Consider the following 19,649-nt stretch of genomic DNA (forward strand, 5'->3'; position numbering starts at 1 on the left):
CGCCGCCCGCCGTATGCGGCTCAGGGGACCGCGGGCGCCGCCACCGGGGCGGACTCGGGCTTGCCCGAGGGCTCCACGCGGATGCCCGAGCGGTCCGGCTCGTCCGTGGTGCGGATGACGGGCAAGAGGCTGCTCAGGTCATCCGTCCAGCGCACGGGCGGGGTGATGTCGTACGCGAGCCGCTTCACCCGCTCGTCGCTCTCCGCGAGGAACGTCTCCCCACGCGAGAAGTCCTTGTCCGGCGCGAGCAGCACCCAGGTGTTGTCCTCGCTCTCGGCCTCGTCGTTGCCCTTGGTGTGCACGCGCGTGAGGTGCAGCCCGAGGTTGTGCGCGTGCGCGAGCGGAATGGGCAACAGGTCCAGGTGCACGTTGCTGATGTGCAGGGCGATGACGCCCCCGGGCGCCAGGTGCTGGCGGTAGAGCGCCACGGCCTCCTCGGTGAGCAGGTGCACGGGGATGGAGTCCGAGCTGAACACGTCCACCGCGAGCACGTCGAAGCCCTGGCCCTGACCCTTGGCCAACTCCTGCTCCAGGAGGATGCGCGCGTCGCCCTCGTGGATGCTGTACTTCGCCTTCGTGTCCTTGAGGAAGGTGAAGTAGTCGCCCTTGCCCTCGGCCAGCTCGATCACCTGGGGGTTGATCTCATAGAAGCGCAGCGTGTCCTCGGGCCGTCCGAGCGCCGCCGTGGTGCCGATGCCCAGGCCCAGCACGCCGATGTTCAGCCCCGGCGCCTTGCCCGCCACCTCGCGCAGCCGACGCTGCTCCTGGATGGCCAGACCGAGCCCGCTGTCGGGCGTGTAGTACGCCGTGGGCTTCAGCCGCCGGCCATTCTGCGTGTACTGCACGCCGTGGATGATGACGCCGTGGCGCAGCAGGAAGGCGTGGTTCTCGTTGCCCGGGCTCTTGTTCTGCCCCACCTGCACCACGCCGAAGAAGCCGCGCCAGGAGTCCAGCGGCCGGCGGGTGTCCGCGTCCGCCAGGTGCACGCCCACCGACACGAGCAGCAGGCCCAGCGCCGGGGCGAAGCGCACCGCCGCCCGGGGGATGCTCTCGTCGTCCGCGCGCCGCAGGAGCAGCATCGCCGCGAGCAGGCAGCACGCGCTGAGCGACAGGGGGAACTCCAGGTAGGTGCGCAGCACGTTGGGCGCCACCAGGTTCACGATCGCCGTGCCGAGAAAGCCGCCCACCGAGCCCCACAGGTAGAAGGCCCCCAAGTGGCGCGGCGCGGGCCGCAGCCGGTACAGCTCGCCGTTGCACAGCAGCGCCCCGGAGAACAGCGTGAGGCAGTACACGAGCACCTGGATGGGCAGGGGCACGTGGGGACCCTCGTAGGTGATGCGCGCCACGCCGTACACCGAGCCGAGCAGCAGGAGCGCCGTGCCCGTGCGCGAGTAGAGCGCCTCGCGCTCGAAGGCGATGATGAAGGTGATGAGGTAGAGCGCCAGCGGGAGCACCCAGACGAACGGGCCCGCGGACACGTCCTGCGACATCTGGTTCGTCGTGGCCGTGAGCAGCACCGACGCCAGGGTGCTCAGGCCAAGCCAGCCCAGCGTGCGCGGCACCCCGGGCGCCGCCTCGTCCGCGCCCTCCGCCTCGGCCGGCTTCTCCTGCACGACCGCCGCCGCCGCGGGCTCCTCGAGCTTCATCGTGTTGCGGGCACACACCGCGCTGCCCACCGCGAACACCAGGAAGCCCAGGCCCCACGCCCATGCCTGCACGCCCCGGCTCAGCCAGGGCTCGGCGAGCAGCGGATAGGCCAGGAGCGCCAGGAGCGAGCCCGTGTTGCTCAGGGCATAGAGCCGGTACGGGGACACGCCGGGCTTCGCGCGGCTGAACCAGCTCTGCAGCAGCGGCGCGGAGGTGGACAGCGTGAAGAAGGGCAGGCCCAGGGTCGCCGCGAGCATCGCGAGCAGCCGCCAGGTGGAGATGCCATCCGCCGCCGGGCGCCACTCGGGGCCGGGGGCCACGGGCGAGCCCTCCACCAGCACGCGGCCCAGCAGCACCGCCGCCGTGATGCCGAGCAGGCCCAGGTGCACCCGCGCCTGCTTGCGCGGCGTCAGCCAGCGCGTGGAGACGTAGGAGTACGCGTAGCCTCCCAGGAGCATGGCCTGGAAGAACAGCATGCACGTCGTCCAGACGGTCGAGGTGCCGCCAAACCACGGCAGGGAGTACTTGCCCGCCAGGGGTTGCACGCCAAAGAGCAGGAACGCGCTGAGGAAGAGGGTCGCGGCGTAGGGAAGCATGGGCGGGCGGCAGCATACGCGCGCTCTCACGTCCCGTACGAGTCCGCGCCGCTTTTCACGCCCGCCCGCCCGCTCCCGGGCCCACCCCTACCGCGAGTCCTTGCGCTTCTGCTGCCGGGCCTGCTCCGCTCGAAGCGCCCCGCCAATCCGGCGGCCCGCCACCAGGGTCATCTTCGAGACGGGATTGCCCTGCTTCTTGGGATGAGCGGGCTGGAAGCCTGGCTGGGAACCAGGCGAGCGCTTGTTCTTCACGATGACACCCCCAGGGTGAATGGCCTCATTTCACGGACGCCTCGAGCTTCGCGCGGAAGCGTTCGGTGAACAGATAGGCATCGCCGGGCCAGCGTGCCGAGACATACCGCCCGCTCTCCACCACGAAGGCGGGCGCGTGGTCCGTGGCGGTGCCGCGCCGGGAATACTCGCGGGGACCGCGCTCGAACTGGCGGGGGTGGGCGAGCGCGTCGCGGACCTCGTCCTCCACGTAGGCCGGATAGGTGCGGTAGTAGCGCCCGACCTTCCAGGCAGTGAGGAAGTACGCCGCGCGCTCCATGTACTTGGGCAGGCACGTGGTGCGCTCGCCCGCGAGCAGGCTCTGGCCGGTGGCGGGATCCTTCGCCCGCGCGAGCACCAACACGCCATGGCAGATGGCGCCCACGGGCCGCCCGAGCTTCCAGAACGCGGCCACCTTGGCCTGGAGCGTCTCGCTGCCCAGGTACTGCCGCATGCCGGGCGCGTGGCCACCGGGGAGCACCAGGCCGTCGTAGTCCTCGGGGCGGATGGCGTCCCAGGCGATGGGCTGCTGGTACGCGGGCGAGGCGAGCATGTTCTCGTAGAAGCGCTTGGGCTCGGGTTCCGCGCCGAGCTTGCCGAAGACCACGCCCGTGAGCAGCAGGGGGTCCGCCGCGGCGACCTGGCCCTTCTCGGTGGCGAAGACCACCTGATGGCCCGCGTCCGTCAAGAGCCGCCAGGGCACGGCGACCTCCGTCACATCGAAGTCCTGGTCGGGAAGCGGAATGAGGACGCGGCGCACGGAGCTCATGGGCGAGGACCCTTACGTGAGCCGCATGGGACAGGCAATGCTCCTGCGCGCCCCTGCGGTGGTGAGGTCCGGCGCATCCGCTGTCCCATTTTCTTGAGGAACGCGCCTGCCCAACGAGGGCCCTCGAAGAGCAGGGTGCGCAGGAAATTGCCCTTGGCCAGCGTGTAGTGATGCTCGCCTCGGCTGGGAATGCGGAAGGTCAGCGCGTCCTTGTCCGTCCGGAACCCTCCGAGGGACTGCTGGCGGACCTGCGGCCGGGTGTAGGCGAAGTAGTGGCGATAGGCCGTGTTCGCGCGCAGGTACATGCCCGCGCAGCAGAGCAGCGCGGGCGCGAGCCGGTTGATTCCCTCCGTGCGCTCCACGACCAGCCGGCCCCACTCCACGAAGTGCGTGTCCCAACCCTTCTTCAACCACCCGGCCAGCTCCGCTTCCGGCACATACCTCAGGGTCTCGTACGGGTAGCGCGTGGCCCGGAGGGTCGCCACGGCCTGCGAGCCCCTCCAGATAGCGAAGACGAAGGATTGGGCGTCGTAGGCATCCGTCCCGGTGTCGGACAGCTCCTGGAGCAGGTACGGCAACTTGTCCTGATACACGCGCAGCCGCAGGGCGCCCACCGCCGCGAGCTCCTCGGGCGTCCTGGCCACGCCCAGACGCAACGTCACCGCGCGGGGCTTCTGGACGATGAGATTCAACAGTCCTTGGATGACGTGCATCCAGCGCTCCCGGGGAGCGTCGGGCCTGACGGGCCGTGGAACCTCGGTGAGTACCGGTCCGGGCGGCGGCGAGTCCTCCTCCACCGGGACCGCGGTCTGTTGCGACGTTCTCAAGGCACACCCTCTGGGAAGTTCTGACACCCGACGGTGCGAATGAGCGTCTTTTTAACGCGTGTATGTCAAGACTTCACGCCGGGCACGTCGACAAACATTTACAGATATTTTCCCATCCGCTCACGTGCCGAGAATGCAGGGGCCCACCGCCGCCAATCAATGCTCATGCTCGTCTACGCGACGAGGGCCTGCTCACGGTTGTGACCGATTTCGCGTGCGCGATGGCACTCAGGCCCTCCTTCCGGAGGAAATGTGCCTTGGGGACACGCAGCAGCCTTCGCTCGGCGTCCTCCAGCATGTCCCAGGCGTCCCGTGCTTGACGTGGGTAGAGGTGAAGCGATTGAACGTAGAGGCAGGCGATGTGAACGCGTAACGCGAGGTTGGAGAAACCCAGCCGCTGAACCACACGAAGTCGCGTACCGAATTCCTTCCAGGGCATGTCGAAGGCGTACGCCTGGGAGACCAGGTCTTCCGCGATGCTCCTCCGAATCCTCAGCCGACCGGTTTCGGTGGCTTCTCCCTTCAACCAGTGCTTCTCCAGCTCCAGTAAAGTGCGTTTGAACTCCGCGTAGGGCGCATCGGCATTGAGCAGTTCGAGGATTCGTCGGTCCTTCTCCTGCCCGCGCTCCAGTCCGCGTTCTTTCAGTGTGCGGCGCATGGTCAGTCTCCTGGACAGGGCTTGCCGTTCGCTTCCTAGGGCCAAGTGCCGTAGCGCATGCAGGCCTCGAAGCACGCCTTGCACTGCGTTTCGTCCCAGACGCGGCCTTGGGTGTCACCTCCACCTGCTTCAATACACCTGCTGTAGGCCGGTGTGCAGATGTCCTTGCGCCATTTCTCCTTTTCCGTCCGTGTCGGAAGCTTGGGAATCGCCGCGTTGATTCGCTGCGTGGGTGGGTGCGGCGATGGAGCACCGCACCGGTCATATTGGCCCGGGTTCAGCTTGAGGCAGCAAGTCACGGTGCTGTCCGTCTGGTTGCACTCCCGGTCGACGAGTGCCGCGTCCGGCCCCATGCAGCCCGAGGCCAACGTGGTGACGGCAAGGGTCCATCGGCACCAGGAGAGGTTTTTCATAGACGTGACCTGGCTCACGGCATTTCGGGGCGGAACAGCGACCGTCGGTTGAGGAGTGCTCAGGGCGGCGCCACGTCCTGAAAGGGGAGCACCCAGGTGTGCGTGCCTTGCCAGGGGCTCACCGTGGCCAGGTTCACGCTCGGGTCCACGAGCCGCTGTCGGGGCCGACCATTGAGGCTCGCGAAGGCGTTCACCCGCACCTCCACGTCCGGATGGCCCTTCTCGGCGAAGTCCCGCGCCAGGTAGTGCGCGAACGTGAGCAGCATGTCCGGCTGCGTCGCCATCATCTTCACCTGGTAGGGCGCGAGGTACTTGCTCGGCGACACCACCCACCACTTGCCCGTGGCGGGCTCGCTCACCCGGAACTCCGCCACGCCGTCCTTCTCCATCAGCATGACGTTCCACGAGAAGCGAAAGCCCTCCTCGGTCCACATCACGTCCCCCGGGTAGAGCAGGTGCCGCAACGGCAAGAGGCACTGCACCCCGAGGAACGTGACCGCCAGCACCGGGCCCGTCCACGCACGCCGTACGGGGACGGCCTCCCGGGGGGGCTCCACCCGCGCGCCCCGCCGTGCCCACGCCGCGAGCCGCCTCGGCCAGTCCGGTGGGAAGAAGAGCAGGGCGCCGGAGATCATCACCCAGGGGAACATGCCGATGGGGAAGAGGATGCGCGTGATGACGTGGAAGACCACCACCGCCGCGAAGGCGAACGGCCGCGTGCGCCGCCATAGCAGCGCGGGCACCACGCTCAAGTCGAACAGCGCGCCGCCGATGCTGAACGCGTGCGGTACCCAGGACCACTCGAAGAAGCGTCCCAGCACCGGCAGATCCGTGCTCGCCCGGAGCCAGATCTTCAAGGGCTGGGCATGCCAGAGCCAATCACTCTTGAGCTTGGCCACGCCGCCAAAGAGATACACGAGCCCCACCTGCGCCCGTAGCAGCCATAGCCACCACGCGGGCACGGCCTCGCGCTTTCCCACGCTTCCCAAAGGCAGGCACACCATCACCAGCCCCACGAGCGAGATGAAATAGTAATGGTTGAGGTAGTACGTGCGGTCGATCAGATGCGCGTACGTGAACGTGAGCAGAAAGAGGATCGCGCTCGCCCGGTACGCCACGCCCGCGGCGATGCCCAGCGCGCCCAGGCCCATGAGCGCGAAGTGCAGGTACATGCCCTCGCGCGGCCAGGGGCGGATCCACTCCAGGCCCGCGAAGGGGAAGAGCACCTGGGGGGCGAGGTAGTGCTCCTCGATCCACCCGTAGGCGAAGAAGCGCGCGACGGCCACCGCCATCAGCAGCCCGAACAGCACCCGCCACACCGTCAGCGAGGCCGGGTCCACGGGCGCGAACAGCCGCGCGCGCGCCCGCTCAATCTCCATCGTTGTCGTTGAACTTGAGCGTCACGCCCAGGTTGGACACCACCTCGGTGGCGAGCGTGGCGCGCAGCGTGGAGAAGGCGGCCCGGGCGGCCTCCACCGACTCGCGGTTCTCCAGGAGCGCCGTGCGCAGCGGCGGCGGAATGGCCTCGAGCGCCCCGCGCAGCCGCGAGAGGTCCGCGCGCACCGTGCCGTCCAGCTTCTTGTTGGTGGAGGCCACGATGCCCGACAGGCCCGATTTGCCGTCCGCGCCGAACCACAGCCGCTCCATGCCGGCGACGTTGGCCCGCAGGTCCGCGATCGAGTTGTCGCTGCGCCGCGACCGCTCCTCGTCGGGACGCACCGTGCCGCCCGTCTCGAAGCCCAGGGGCTTGCTCAGCTTGAGCTCGGCCACCTCCACCGAGGAGATGAAGCGGTTGACGACCTCGTCCACCGCGTCCTTCTGCGTCGCGTAGCGGATGCTCGACACGCCCGCGTTGGCCAGGCGCGACACGAAGTCGCCGCCGTCCGGCTCCCACGCGGTGCGCACCGCCGTGGCGTCATTGTGCAGCACCTCGCCGAGCGCCCGGGCATAGGCGCGGCGGCGCGTGCCCGGCTCACCCTCGGCGGTGAAGCGCGCGAGCACCGCGGCACTGCCCTCCTTCGCGTCGAAGAGCAGGTACTCCAGCGCCATCATCCCCTTGCGGTTGGTGCCCAGCTGCTCGACGTTCTCCACCGTCAGCTTGGTGGTGCTCGTGAGCACGCTGTCGATGCCACTGGGCGACGACACCTGATCCACCGCGGAGACCGTGCGCAGGTTCTCCGAGGGGCCGATGCTCATGACCGCCAGCATGCCCCAGGGCTCGCGCACCGCGCGCCAGGCCGTCTGCGCCTGGGTGAGGGTGGCCTCGGTGGGGGTGGCGTCGAGCGCGTCGAGCGCCGTGGCCAGCGTGGCCGAGCGCGTGTCGAAGTCGCGGTACGCGGGGAGGATGGTGTCCTCGCCCAGGCTCTTGAGGAAGGCCGTGCGCAGGGTGGTGCCCTGGGCCTCGCCACAGCCCGACAGGGCGACGAGCGGCAGCACCACGGTGGCGGTCAGCAGGCGGCGAATGGTGGGGTTCACAGGGACTCCAGGAAGCGCAGCAGCGCGGCGCGCTCGGGGGCGGACAGGTGGCGGAAGTGCTCGCGGGCCCGCTCGGCCTCGCCACCGTGCCAGAGGATGGCCTCCTCCAGCGAGCGCGCGCGCCCGTCGTGCAGGAAGCGGGTGTGGCGGTTGACCGTCTTCACCAGCCCAATGCCCCAGAGCGGCGGCGTGCGCCACTCGCTCCCGGTGGCCTCGAAGTCCGGGCGGCCGTCGGCCAGGTCCGGCCCCATGTCGTGCAGGAGCAGGTCCGTGTACGGGAAGATGACCTGGCCGGACAGCTCGGGCGCGTCCGCCATCGTGCCCGTCTCGTGGCGCGGCACGTGGCAGGACGCGCAGCCCGCCTCGCGGAAGAGCGCGCGGCCCTCGAGCACCTCGGGCTCGTTCGGCTCGCGGCGCGCGGGCACGGCGAGCATGCGCGTGTAGAACGTCACCTGCTCCAGCTTGCGCGCGTCCAGCTCGGGTTCGCCGCCGTTGGGCGCCGCGCGGCAGGCCTCCTGCGCCGGAGGACAGTCATGGGTGGGGAACAGGTCCGAGGTGATGCCCAGATCCCCTCGGAACGCGCCCGCGTTCTGGTGCTGGAGCGAGGGCTTGTTGGCCTTCCAGCCGAAGCGGCCCACGCGCGTCGCGCGGTGCTCCACGTCCCAGACGTGGTTCACGCGACCGGAGATGCCATCTCCGTCCCGGTCCTCGGGGTCCGCGAGCGCCTCCAGCCGGGCCTCGGGAATGGCCTCCAAGAGGCCCAGGCCCACCATCACCGGCGCCACGCGCGGGCTCATCATCAGCTGGGGATGGGGCGGCCCGAACGCCAGGTCACGCAGGGTGTACTGGGGCACTTCCAGCGACCAGGGCGTGCCGTCCGCGTACTGGCCCGGGCGCTCGGTGCGGCCGAGCTCCACCCAGCCCTCGGCGGGCACGCCCAGGATGGCGAGCGGCTGGAGCTGCCCGCCGTAGACGGGATCCTCCAGCGGTCCGCCGTACGCGTCCTCGCCGGGGATGCTCAGCCGGAAGAGCAGCGCCTGGGCCTTCTCGCCCGGCTCGGTGGGCGGCTTGCCGCGCCCATCCTTGAAATGACATGCGGCGCACGAGGCGGCGTTGAACGTGGGGCCCAGGCCGTCGAGCCCCTCGGTGGACGCGGGCGCCGTCACCCAGTTGCGGTTGAAGAGCGCGTTGCCCACGAAGAACGCATCGCGCCGCTCGCCCTGGAGGTTGCGGGCCACCAGGGTGAAGGCGTTGCGCGTGGTGTCGTGGACGGTGGTGGCCCCGCCCGGCAGCTCCTCGCCGGGCTCGGGTCCTTCCTCTTCACGCTCGCCGCCACAGGCGAGCAGACAACACAGGGTGATGAGCGCGCGCCGCATGTCGGGAGGTCACTCCAGGTTGAGCGTGATGCCCAGCGCGGTGGCCACCTCGACGAGCGTGTCCGTCTGCGCGCGCAGGGCGTCGATGGCGGCCTTCACCTTCTGCCGCCCGGGGCTGCTGTCCGCGCCGAGGATAGCCTGATCGAAGGGCGCCGGAATGGCCCGGATGGCGTCCAGGCTGGCCTTCAGGCGAGCCTTCATCTTCTGGTCCAGCGCGGGGTTCACCGCGGCCACCAGCGTGCTCAGGCCCTGGCCGGACACCGAGCCGTACGCGCCCAGGTACACGTTCTGGATGCCCAGCGCGTTGTTGTAGAGGTCCTGGTGCGTGTTGTCGCTGAAGCAGGAGTGCTCGTCCTCCTGGTCCTTGTTGTCGTAGGCCACCGCCATGCGCTCACCGGCGAGCTCAGCGCCGCTCAGGCTGCCCAGGCCGGTGAGGATCTTCAGCACCGCCTCCTTGGGGGCCTCGGCGGTGAAGCGCCGCGCGTAGTTGTCCTGGCCGGGCGCCCACTGCACCTGCACGGACTCCAGGTCCTCGATGAGCTGGCGCGTGGCGAGCGTGAGGTACTGCCGGCGGCGGTCGGCGTTGGGGCGCGTGCCCCCGTCCACGAAGTCCGTGAACGGCCGGTCACCCGGGCCCGTCTCGGACGTGTCCTCGCCCCACAGCAGGAACTCGATGGCGTGGTAGCCCGAGGAGATGTTCACCTCGCTGTCGCGCTCGTTGGCCTCCAGCAGGGTGCCCTGGGTGAGGCTGGGGTAGTTCACCGTGTCGGCGATGATGCCCACGGTGTTGGAGCCCGCCGCGCCGTCGATGTAGTTCTCGTCCAGCGGCCAGGCGTTGATCTGCCCCTCGGGGCCGTCGTCCTCGTTGTCGATGGGGCCGCCGTAGAAGCGGAACGCCTCGCTCTGGCCGTAGGAGTCACGCGCGGCGAGCCACGCCGTGCGCGCGGCCTCCAGGCGCTCCTTGCTGGGGCTGGCCACGAAGGCGTCGATGACCGTCTGCATCGCCTTGGCCTGCTTCACCGCCTCCGTGTAGTTCGCGTACGTCAGCGCCGCGTAGTTCTGGATGACCGGCCGCGCGCTCTGCTCGGGGAGCGGATCCACCACCACCGCGTCCTCTCCACAGCTCGTGAGCAACAGCGCGCCCGTCATCAGTGCGACCCACCCGTGCTTCTTCATGGCGACTCCTCGTGACTTGGAATTGGCAGGGGCTCCTATTGAATCTGCGAAGCAAAGTCAAAAACGGTCGCCCCGTGCGAGCGGCGACCGAGCGCGGACCTCACAGGGAGTCGAGGAACGCGAGCAGGGCGTCGCGCTCGGCGCGCGGCAGCTGGAGCACCGCGTCCCGGGACGCCTGGGCCTCGCCGCCGTGCCAGAGGATGGCCTCCAGGGGCGAGCGGGCGCGGCCGTCGTGGAGCAGGCGCGTGTGGCCGCTGACGACGCGGGTGAGGCCCAGGCCCCAGAGGGGTGGGGTCCGCCACTCGCGGCCCGTGGCGAGGGAGTCCTCGTACCCGTCGGCCAGGTCCTCGCCCAGGTCGTGCAGGAGCAGGTCCGTGTAGGGCCAGAGGCGCTGGTGGGCCAGCTCCGGGTGCTCGGGCGCGGCGCCCGTGTCGAGCGAGGGCCGGTGGCAGCGCGCGCAGCCCACGCGGTGGAAGACGTCCTTGCCGCGCAGCACGCCGGGTGTGTCGTGCCCCCGGCGCGCGGGCACGGCGAGCCCCCGGGTGTAGGCGGTGAGGGCGTCGAGCTTGGCCTCGTCCAACTCGGGCGTGCCGCCGGAGGGGGCGTCGCGGCAGGCCTTCTGCGGGGCCGTGCAGGACTCGGTGGGGAAGAGCGCCGTGGTGATGCCCAGGTCCCCCCGCAGCGCGCCCGCGTTCTGTTGTTCCAGGTCCGGCTGGTTGGCCTTCCAGCCGAAGCGGCCCAGCTCCACGCGGCCCCGGCGCGCGCTCCACACGCGGTTGGGTCGGCCGGAGATGCCATCGCCGTCCGTGTCGTCCGGATCCGCCCAGGCGAGCAGCTCGGACTCGGGGACGGCCTCGAGCAGCCCCGAGCCCACGAGCGGCGGCGCCACGCGCGGGGACACGCGCACGTCCGGCGCCAGCGGGCCGTGGGCGAGCTGGCTCACACGGTAGTCCGGCGCGCGCAGCGTCCACGGCTCGCCGTCCGCGAAGCTGCCCGAGCGCTCCGTCCACACCAGCGTGGCGCGGCCCTCCGCGGGCACGCCCGCCACGGCGCGCGTCTGGAGCTGGTCTCCATAGGTGGGCTCGGGCCGGGGGCCGCCGTGCGCGTCCGTGCCCGGCACGCTCAGCCGCAGCAGGAGCGACACCGTGGGCTGCTCCTCGCTGGTGGGCGGGGTGCCGCGCCCGTTCTGGAAGTGGCAGGCCTCGCAGGAGACGGCGTTGAAGACGGGCCCCAGCCCATCCCGGTCCGCGCGCGCGTGGGGCGCGGCGAACCAGTCCGCCTCGAAGAGCGCCTCGCCCGAGCCGAACGCGGACAGGCGCGCGGTGGGCAGGTTGGGCGCGGGCCGTGAGTAGGCCTGCGCGTCGCTCGCCAGGCTCGTCGCGGCGCCGCCGGGCAGCTCCTCGCCGGGCTCCACCACGCCCCGGTTCACGGGCGTGGACGGCGGCTCGGTGTGCGGCTCGAGAGGGGGGGGCGGCACCGGCGCGGGGCCACACGCGGCCCCGAGCGCGAGGAGCCAGGCCCCCAGCAGGGTGTGGCGCCTCATGGCCACTCCACCCGGAGGGGCACGGCGGAGCGGGAGGCGCCGGACGAGGACGTGCTCGCGCCAAGCTGCCCGCTGGTGTTGGCGCCCCAGGCGAAGCACGCGTCCGGCCCGGTGAGCGCCAGCACGTGCAGCGAGCCCGGCCCCACCGCGCGCGCGGCCCCGAGGCCCTTCACCTGCACGGCGCGGGGACGCTCGGCGGTGGTGCCGTCGCCGAGCTGGGCGTTGGAGTTCTGCCCCCACGCCCAGAGCGCGCCCGTGGCCGAGAGCGCGAAGCTGCTGTGGGCCTGGGCGGACACGGACTCGGCGCCGGTGACGTCCAGCACCTCCACGGGCTGGGCGCGGCCTCCGAGTATGCCGCTCTTGCCCTGGCCGAGCTGCCCCGAGGAGCCCATGCCCCAGGCACGCACGCGGCCATCCTCGCCCAGCGCCAGCACATGGGCCCGGCCGGCCGCCACGTCCACCACCCGCTCCAGGTGCGTCACCTGGAAGGGCTCGGGGTGGGGCGCGTCGTCCACCTCGCCGTTGCCGAGCTGCCCGTCGCCATTGGAGCCCCAGACGAACACGGCGCCATCCGCGCGCAGGGCCACGGAGTGCGCGCTGCCCGCGGCCACGCGGACGATGCGGTCGAGCCCCGGCACGCGGGTGGGTCCATCCACGGTCGTGGTGGAGCCGAGGCCCAGCTGGCCCGCGGCATTGGCCCCCGCGGCGAGCACCGTGCCATCCGCGAGCAGCAGGAGCGCGTGCGCGCCCCCGAGGGACGCGCCCACCACCGGCGCGGGCGTGGGAATGCGCGTGGGGACGTGGGCCGCCTCGCGTGGGGGCACCAGGCCCTGGGGCAGCGAGCCCCACGCCCAGGCGCTCCCGTCCTCCTGGAGCACGAGTGTCCCGGAGGCGCCCGTCACCACGGTGCTCACCCGGTCGAGTCCCGGCACGGACGCGGGGCGGACGGGGCCCGTGTCCGTCCGCCGCCCGAGCTGGCCCGCGCCATTGTCTCCCCAGGTGTACAGCTGGCCGTCGCGCACGGCGGCCGAGTGGGACAGACCTCCGGCGAGGGGGCTGCCCAGCACGAAGCGCACCTCGGCCACGCCCGTGTTGCCCGCGGCGTCCACGGCCTCCACGCGCAGCACGTTGGCGCCGGGCCGGGGCGTGCCCTCGAGGGTGAAGTCGCCCGTGGGGGACAGGTCCACCGGGGCCTGGCCATTGAGGGACCACGCGGCGCGCACCACGCCCCGGTCATCCGCGAGCGTCCCGTGCGCACGGAACTGGTACACCGCGCCCACCTGGCCTTCGCGCGGCGAGAGCAGGCGGACCTCGGGGGCCTGGGTGTCGGGCGGGGTCGGGGCCTCGGGGGGAGGCGGGGACGGGACTTCCGGCGCGGGGCCACAGGCCGCGGCCACGCCCAGCAGCAGCAGGGCCAGTCCCCGACGGGCGCCGCTCACGGCAGCACCACCCGCTGCGGCAGGGGGTAGGCCCAGTTCTCCAGCAGGTCCGCGCGGCCCAGCGAGCCCTTGGCGCTCCAGCCCCAGGTGTACACGGTGCCGTCCGGGTGCAGGGCGACGACATGGGTGGCGCCGGGCGTCACGTCGGCGAGGCCGAGCAGCGGCTCGGCGGGCGCCACGCGCAGCAGCACCGGGGTGGTGGGCACCGACAGCTCCGTGGTGTCGCCCGTGCCCAGCTGGCCGTTGAAGTTCTGGCCCCAGCCCCACAGCGAGCCGTCCCGGCGTCGGGCGAAGCTCATGTTCCCCTGGGCGTGCACGGAGATGGCGTCGGTGATGGCTTGCACCGGGGCGGGCGTGGCGCGCTGGCTGTCCTTGCCGCCCTGGCCGTCGCCGAGCTGGCCGCTGGCGTTGAGGCCCCAGGCGGACAGGGTGCCGTCGCGGTGCAGCGCGAGCACGTGGTCGCGGCCGTTGGCGATGTCCACCACGTCCGTGAGGCCGGGCACCCGCACGGGCTCGGGGTGGTTGTCCGCGTCGGCCGCGCCGGAGCCCAGGTTGCCGTAGCTGTTGCGGCCCCACACCCAGACGGTGCCATCGGCGCGCAGGGCCGCCGAGTGCTGCGAGCCACCGAGCACGCGCACCACGTCGGTGAGGCCCCGCACGGGCACCGGGTAGGTCTTGTCCTCGGTGGTGCCGTCGCCGAGCTGCCCGTTGTTGTTCTTGCCGAAGGCGGACACGTGGCCGTCGCGGTGGAGCACGAGCATGTGCGTGTAGCCGATGGCGGCCATCACCGCGTCGGAGATGCCGGGCACGCGCGTGGGGATGTCGCGCGGCAGGGTATCCGGGGGGCCGGGCCGCCCGATGCCGAGCTGGCCGCTGCCGTTGTCACCCCACGTGTACACCGAGCCGTCCGCCCGGAGCGCCAGCGAGTTGTTCTGCGCGATCACCAGCGTGGCCACGTCGCTCAGGACCGTCACCTTCACGGGCGCGTTCGTGTCCGTGGTGCCGCCGTGGCCGAGCTGGCCCCGGTTGTTGCGGCCCCAGGTGTAGAGCGTGCCCTCGCGGATGACGCCGCTGTGCAGGCCGCCCGCGCCCGTCTGCGTGCCGAAGAGGAAGGACACGGTCTGCTCGCGCTCGTTGCCGTGGATGTCCCGGCTCACCAGCACCAGCGTGTTGAGGCCCGGCCGGGGCTTGAGCTCCACGCTCAGCTCGTGGCGCGTGGCGCCCTGGGGCTCGCGCTCGCCGTGGGCGGTGTCCGCGTTGAGCTTCCAGCCGATGAAGGCGATGCCCGACGCGTCCGTCACCGTGCCCGTCAGCTGCACGCGCCACGTGCTGGGCCGCGTGTCCGCGCTCGGCGAGGTGAGGGTGATGACCGGCGCCTCCGTGTCCTTCTGGGGCTCGGGCGGCGGCGGCTCGGTGGGCGGCTGGGGCGGGGACTCCGGGCCCGGTCCGGGCTCCACGGGCTCCGTCGTTCCCGGCGCCTCCGGCTCCGAGGACCCGGGCGGCGTCGAACCCCCACAGGCGGCGCCGGTCAGCGCCAGCGTGAGCAGGAGGGCATGAAATTTGAAATTGATTCGCAGTATCGACATGGCCTGGGCTTCTACCAAGGCCATTCTTCACGGTGCAAGGCGCGGGGGGAGCGGTTCAGGGCGCCACGCAGGTGAAACTGTCCGCGAGGTTCGGATTGCCGGCGCCGGAGTAGCGCGGATAGAGCGGGTACTTGCAGACGGGGCGGGAGAGGACGGGCGCGCCCGTGGCATCCGGCGTGTGGGCGAGGAGCGGGGTGCGCGAGGGGGGCACGCCGCGCTCCACCCAGGTCTCCAGCGCGGAGAGCCAGTCCACCTGGTTGGGGCCCGGGCCGGGGATGCCGCCGCAGTGGTGGACGCCCGGGGCGGGGAAGTACTCCACGAAGGTGTCCGCCTGGGCCTGTCCTCCCGCCGCGCGCACCACGGCCTCGTAGTACGCGTCCGTGCCGCGCGAGCTGATGATGCCGTCGGCGCTCCCGTGCCGGAGGATGAGCTTGCCGCCCCGCGCCCGGAAGCGGCTCAGGTCCGGGTCGAGCGCGGACACCTGGGCCGTCACCTCCGCGATGCGCTCGCGCCACGCGCCGGGCTGGAAGCGCAGCGGGTCGAAGCCGGGGTCCCGGGTGATGAAGTAGCGGATGAGCTCGCGCGAGAGGACCTGGCCCGCCGAGCGCTCGAAGTCGCCCGGCTCCAGCCGCCACGCGGCCCAGCCGCCCGGATCCTCCGCGTCTCCCACCGGCCAGCCCGGGTAGAGCACCTGCCCGTCGACCACCACGGGGGCGGCGAGCGCGCGGGCCGAGGCCACCTGGGCGGGCGTCAGGCACGTGTCGCGCTCCGGGCCCTGGCACTGGAGGACGCCGGGGTCGAACGCGCAGCCGGGGTGGGAGACGATGCCGTCGGCGAGGCCGTCCTTCGCGTCACAGGCGGCGAGCATCGCCTGGCCCAGGTGCGAGAGCTGGGCGCGCGAGGGCAGGGCGCCCGGGAGCGCGAGCCGCTGGGCGTGCTGGTTGAACGCGAGCATCAGCGACACGAAGTCGTGCGCGGGCGCGTGGATGACGAGGCCGTCGAAGTCCTCGGGCCAGCGCTGGGCGGCGATGAGCCCCTCGCGCCCGCCGTTGGAGCAGCCCTCGAAATACGTCTTCGTGGCGTCCTGGCCGTAGTGCGCGCGGATGAGGGCCCGGGCCACGGGCAGCACGCGGTGCACGGACAGGGAGGCGAAGTCCTCGAGCGGCCCGGGCTCCAGCGCGAACGCGCCCTGGGCGGGTGTGCCGGTGTGGCCACCATCCGAGGCGACCGAGGCATAGCCCCGGGCGAGGTTCTCGTCCGCGGGGAAGATGACGCCGTCATAGCCGCCCCCCCCATTGTAGACGGTGCGGCCATTCCACCCGGTGGGCAGCCGCACCTCGAAGTGGAGCGAGGGCGGCAGCTCGCCCCGCACCCGGCAGTACTCCGGCACGGGCCCCTGGGCGGGCACGCGCGTGGCCTGGGTGAGCGTGGCGCCCTGCACGGCGAGGGCGGCGAGGCGCTCGCAGTCGGGGGCGCGGGCCTCGGGAGCGGCGGAGGGGGAGTGGGTGCAGGCGGCCACGCCCAGCAGCAGCGTGGCGAGGGTGGAGCGCGAGGCGCCGGGGAGCGGGGACATGCCCCGAAGCCTAGCCGGGAGCCAGGTGGGACGTGTCGTTCCAGCGCTGGATGACGGGCTGGCGGGAGTCCGGGTCGAGCGCCACCACGCTGATCGCCGCGGTGCCGAGCACGAAGAAGCGCCCGTCGCCCGGCGGCAGGCCGAGCCAGCGCGCGCCGAGCACCCGCAGCAGGTGGCTGTGGGCGAAGACGAGCACCGCGCCGTCCACGGCGCGGGCCTCGGCGATGACGCGATCCACGCGGGCGCCCACGTCCTGGGGCGACTCGCCCTGGGGCACGCCGTCCGTCCAGATGCGCCAGTCGGGCCGGTGGGCGCGGATCTCGTCCTTCGTCTTGCCCTCGTACGCGCCGTAGTCCCACTCCATCAGATCCGGGCGCGGCGCGGCCACGTCCCCAAAGCCCGCCAGGGCGCACGTCTCGCTCGCGCGGCTCAGGGGGCTGGTCCACACGGCGGCGAAGGTCCACGCACGCAAGGGCTCGCGCAGCCGCGTCGCCATCTGACGCCCCTCGTCGAGCAAGGGAATGTCCGTGCGGCCGGTATGCTGGCCGCTGCGGCTCCAGGCGGTTTCCCCATGGCGGACCAGGACGAGCACGGACGGCTTCTTCATGAAGGCGATGACCTCGGGAGGGAGCACGGGTGAAGCGCGGGCGCCGCACCACAGGTTCCGAAAAAGAGCAAGCGGGCGGGCGTGGCTTTTAAGAAGTGTTACGTCGGACCCCGGCTCCTTGGGGCCCGGACGATTTCGTGACACAACCGCGAGGCGACGGGAAGTGCCGGACCCGTTCATCGCTCATCCGTGAGGCAGCGTGCGTTTCCCTGTGGACTTCGACGGTGCAATGGGGCGCTTCGCCCGACTGTCCTACCAACGGCCAGGACGGGTGCTCCTGGGCGCCCTCCTGGTGGCGCTCCTGGCGGCGGGGTTCGCCGCGCGCCTGGGCTTCCATGGCTCATTCGTGGAGCTGTTGCCCTCGCACACCGTGGAGGTGAGCGACCTGGAGGCGGTGTCCCAGAAGGCCGGAGGGGATGGCTACCTCGTGCTCCGGGCCCAGGGCGCGGCGCCCGAGGAGCTGCGCCGCTTCGCCCACGCGCTCGCGCCTCGGCTGGAGACGCTGGAGGAGGTGCGCTACGTCGAGTACCGCTACGACACGCGCTTCTTCGCGGACCGCGCCCTGCTGCTCTTGTCCGCGCCCCAGCTCAAGGGCCTGCGCGAGGACCTGGAGGAGGCGCTGCGGCAGCAGAAGCTCGCGGCCAACCCGCTGTTCGTGTCGCTGGACGACACGCCGCCGCTCACCTTCGAGGAGATCGCGCGCAAGCACACGCCCAAGCTCGGGGTGAGCGAGTACCTCACGTCCCCGGACGGGCGCGAGCTGTACCTCTTCGTCAAGCCGGCGGGCGTCGCGGGTGACCTGGTGTTCGCCCAGGAGCTGGTGGCCGCGGTGCAGGCCACGAGCGACGCGGTGGCCAAGGACTTCCCCGGCGTGCGCACGGACGCCACGGGCACGCACGTGCTGCGCATCGAGGAGGATCGGCGCATGCGCGAGGACCTCACGCGCGCCTCCATGCTCTCGGGCCTCATCGCCGCGGCGATCGTCGCCCTGTCGTGCCGGCGCCTCACCGCGCTGGCGGTGGTGGGCGCGCCCGTGGGCGCGGGCCTGCTCGTCACCTTCGCCGTGGTGCAGGTGACCATCGGCTACCTCAACATCATCACCGGCTTCCTGGTGGCCATCCTCATCGGCCTGGGCATCGAGTACGGCCTGCACCTGTTCCTGCGCTACGCCGAGGAGCGTCGCGAGCTGCCCGCCGAGGCCGCGCTGGTGGCCGCCATCCAGGGCACCTGGGCCGGCGCGCTCACCTCCGCCTGCACCAACGCCGCCGCCTTCGCCGCGCTCACGCTCGCCCAGTTCCAGGCCTTCGCCCAGTTCGGGTGGATCGCCGCCTCGGGCGTGATGTGCACCGTGCTGGCCACCTACCTGCTGGGCCCCGCGCTCGTCGCCCTCACCGAGCGCCTGCGGCCCTCGCGCGCCGCGGCGCCCCTGCCGCACCGGCCCCGCCGCTCGGCCCCGCGGCCCGTGCCCCGCATGCTGCTGGTGGGCATCGTGGTGGGCGTGGGCGCCATCGTGGCCTACTCGGCCTCGGTGGCCCACACGGTCGGCTTCGAGCCCAACATGCGCAAGCTGCGCGGGGAGTTCGCCGCCACGCGCCTGGACGATCACATCATCTCGCAGCTGGGTCGGCGCCACTCGCCCACCGTCTTCCTGTCGCCGGACGTGGCCCAGGCGGGTCAGCTCGCCACCACGCTGCGCGACCTGGAGGCCCGGCACGGCAAGGACCGCACGTTCGCCGACGTGGTGTCGCTCAATGACTTCCTGCCCCGTCAGGGCGCGGACGTGGAGGCCGAGCGCGCCGCGCTGCGCGCCTTCATGGACGACCTGCCCGAGAGCGCCCGGACGTCGGACCGGCTGCGTCCGGCGTTGGATCGGCTGGAGACGCTGCTCGCCGCGAAGCCCTACGGCGTGGAGGCCGTGCCCTCGGAGGTGCGCCGCCGCTTCACGGCGCTGGATGGCGCGGGCAGCTTCGTGATGGCCTTCAAGCGCGAGTCCCTGTCGGACACGGACGCGCTGCACCGCTTCGGCGCGCAGATGGACGAGTTGCGCGAGGTGGCGCGGGCGCGCGGCCTGGACATGAAGGTGCTCGACTCCAACCTCATCGCCTACCGCATCTTCGAGCTGGTGCGGAAGGACGGCCCGGGCCTCTTGCTGGCCGCGGGGCTGGCGGTGTTCGCGATGATGGCCATGAGCCTGCGCAGCCTGCGGCGCGCGGGCCTGGTGGCGGGGCCGCTGTACGTGGGGCTCGCGTGCCTGCCCGCGGCGATGCACCTGTACGGCCTCAAGCTCAACTTCATCAACGCGGTGGTGCTGCCCAACCTGCTGGCCATCGCGGTGGACAACGCGGTGCACCTCTACCACCGCTACCGCGAGGAGGGCCCCGGCTCGCTCGCCCACGTGGTGCGCACCACGGGCGTGGCGGCGGTGGTGGCCACCCTGTCCAACGCGGCCGGCTACGGCGCGCTGCTCACCGCGCGCCACCCGGGGCTCAAGTCCATCGGCGAGCTGGCCCTGCTGGGCGTGGCCTGTGCCTTCCTCGGCACCACCGTGCTCTTCCCCGCGCTGCTCGCGCTGCTCGAGCGCCAGCCCCCGGGCTCGCGCCTGGAGGAGGACGAGCGCCTGCTGCCGCTGCCGGCCGAGCCGGAAGAGGAAGTCCAGCGCTCCGCCTGATATGCCGGGCGCGCGCGGACGTTGTG

Annotated in this window: 15 protein-coding genes; 1 reads left to right on the forward strand and 14 read right to left on the reverse strand. The window is 72.0% G+C overall.

All coding sequences use genetic code 11. From position 1 onward, the window contains the following. Window positions 1–20 precede the first annotated feature (20 nt). The 14 genes from I3V78_RS09370 to I3V78_RS09435 all read right to left on the reverse strand — a co-directional run bounded on the left by I3V78_RS09370 (window position 21) and on the right by I3V78_RS09435 (window position 16,955). The gene (locus tag I3V78_RS09370) at window positions 21–2,243 is read right to left on the reverse strand and encodes a spermidine synthase (RefSeq protein ID WP_204486195.1); all 2,223 of its coding nucleotides are present in this window, start codon (window positions 2,241–2,243) and stop codon (window positions 21–23) included. Between the two features lie 87 nt (window positions 2,244–2,330). Next, window positions 2,331–2,495, reverse strand: a complete 165-nt coding sequence (locus I3V78_RS09375; RefSeq protein WP_204486197.1) for a hypothetical protein — start codon at window positions 2,493–2,495, stop codon at window positions 2,331–2,333. A 25-nt stretch (window positions 2,496–2,520) separates the two neighbouring features. Next, window positions 2,521–3,282, reverse strand: coding sequence for a type 1 glutamine amidotransferase domain-containing protein (locus tag I3V78_RS09380; RefSeq protein WP_204486199.1), 762 nt, complete (start codon window positions 3,280–3,282; stop codon window positions 2,521–2,523). Further along, the gene (locus I3V78_RS09385; protein WP_204486201.1) at window positions 3,279–3,995 is read right to left on the reverse strand and encodes a hypothetical protein; all 717 of its coding nucleotides are present in this window, start codon (window positions 3,993–3,995) and stop codon (window positions 3,279–3,281) included. The genes I3V78_RS09380 and I3V78_RS09385 overlap by 4 nt, the downstream gene beginning before the upstream one ends. 277 nt (window positions 3,996–4,272) lie before the next feature. Then, complete coding sequence (locus tag I3V78_RS09390) at window positions 4,273–4,767, reverse strand: hypothetical protein (RefSeq protein WP_204486204.1); 495 nt, start codon at window positions 4,765–4,767, stop codon at window positions 4,273–4,275. A gap of 472 nt (window positions 4,768–5,239) precedes the next feature. Then, the gene (locus I3V78_RS09395; RefSeq protein ID WP_204486206.1) at window positions 5,240–6,559 is read right to left on the reverse strand and encodes an HTTM domain-containing protein; all 1,320 of its coding nucleotides are present in this window, start codon (window positions 6,557–6,559) and stop codon (window positions 5,240–5,242) included. Next, a complete protein-coding gene (locus I3V78_RS09400) occupies window positions 6,549–7,655 on the reverse strand; it encodes an imelysin family protein (protein ID WP_204486208.1) in 1,107 nt (368 codons plus the stop codon). Before I3V78_RS09400 ends, I3V78_RS09395 begins: the two co-directional genes overlap by 11 nt. Beyond that, window positions 7,652–9,031 (reverse strand): di-heme oxidoreductase family protein, encoded by a 1,380-nt coding sequence (locus I3V78_RS09405; protein ID WP_204486211.1) that lies wholly within the window; start codon window positions 9,029–9,031, stop codon window positions 7,652–7,654. The genes I3V78_RS09400 and I3V78_RS09405 overlap by 4 nt, the downstream gene beginning before the upstream one ends. 9 nt (window positions 9,032–9,040) lie before the next feature. After that, window positions 9,041–10,207: an imelysin family protein gene (locus I3V78_RS09410; protein ID WP_204486213.1), complete on the reverse strand. Its 1,167-nt coding sequence runs from the start codon at window positions 10,205–10,207 to the stop codon at window positions 9,041–9,043. 100 nt (window positions 10,208–10,307) lie between these two features. Further along, window positions 10,308–11,750, reverse strand: a complete 1,443-nt coding sequence (locus I3V78_RS09415) for a di-heme oxidoreductase family protein (RefSeq protein ID WP_204486215.1) — start codon at window positions 11,748–11,750, stop codon at window positions 10,308–10,310. After that, window positions 11,747–13,189 carry an RCC1 domain-containing protein gene (locus I3V78_RS09420; RefSeq protein WP_204486217.1) on the reverse strand — a complete coding sequence of 481 codons (1,443 nt, stop codon included), beginning with the start codon at window positions 13,187–13,189 and terminating at the stop codon, window positions 11,747–11,749. The genes I3V78_RS09415 and I3V78_RS09420 overlap by 4 nt, the downstream gene beginning before the upstream one ends. Continuing rightward, complete coding sequence (locus I3V78_RS09425) at window positions 13,186–14,775, reverse strand: RCC1 domain-containing protein (RefSeq protein ID WP_204486219.1); 1,590 nt, start codon at window positions 14,773–14,775, stop codon at window positions 13,186–13,188. Before I3V78_RS09425 ends, I3V78_RS09420 begins: the two co-directional genes overlap by 4 nt. 55 nt (window positions 14,776–14,830) lie before the next feature. Beyond that, window positions 14,831–16,348, reverse strand: a complete 1,518-nt coding sequence (locus tag I3V78_RS09430) for a tannase/feruloyl esterase family alpha/beta hydrolase (RefSeq protein ID WP_204486221.1) — start codon at window positions 16,346–16,348, stop codon at window positions 14,831–14,833. A 10-nt stretch (window positions 16,349–16,358) separates the two neighbouring features. Beyond that, window positions 16,359–16,955 (reverse strand): histidine phosphatase family protein, encoded by a 597-nt coding sequence (locus tag I3V78_RS09435; protein WP_204486223.1) that lies wholly within the window; start codon window positions 16,953–16,955, stop codon window positions 16,359–16,361. Window positions 16,956–17,154: 199 nt separating this feature from the next. Between I3V78_RS09435 and I3V78_RS09440 the strand changes: the two genes are divergently transcribed. Continuing rightward, a complete protein-coding gene (locus I3V78_RS09440) occupies window positions 17,155–19,623 on the forward strand; it encodes an efflux RND transporter permease subunit (protein WP_338023510.1) in 2,469 nt (822 codons plus the stop codon). Window positions 19,624–19,649 lie beyond the last annotated feature (26 nt).

The organism is Archangium primigenium, assembly GCF_016904885.1.
Lineage (GTDB): Bacteria > Myxococcota > Myxococcia > Myxococcales > Myxococcaceae > Cystobacter > Cystobacter primigenius.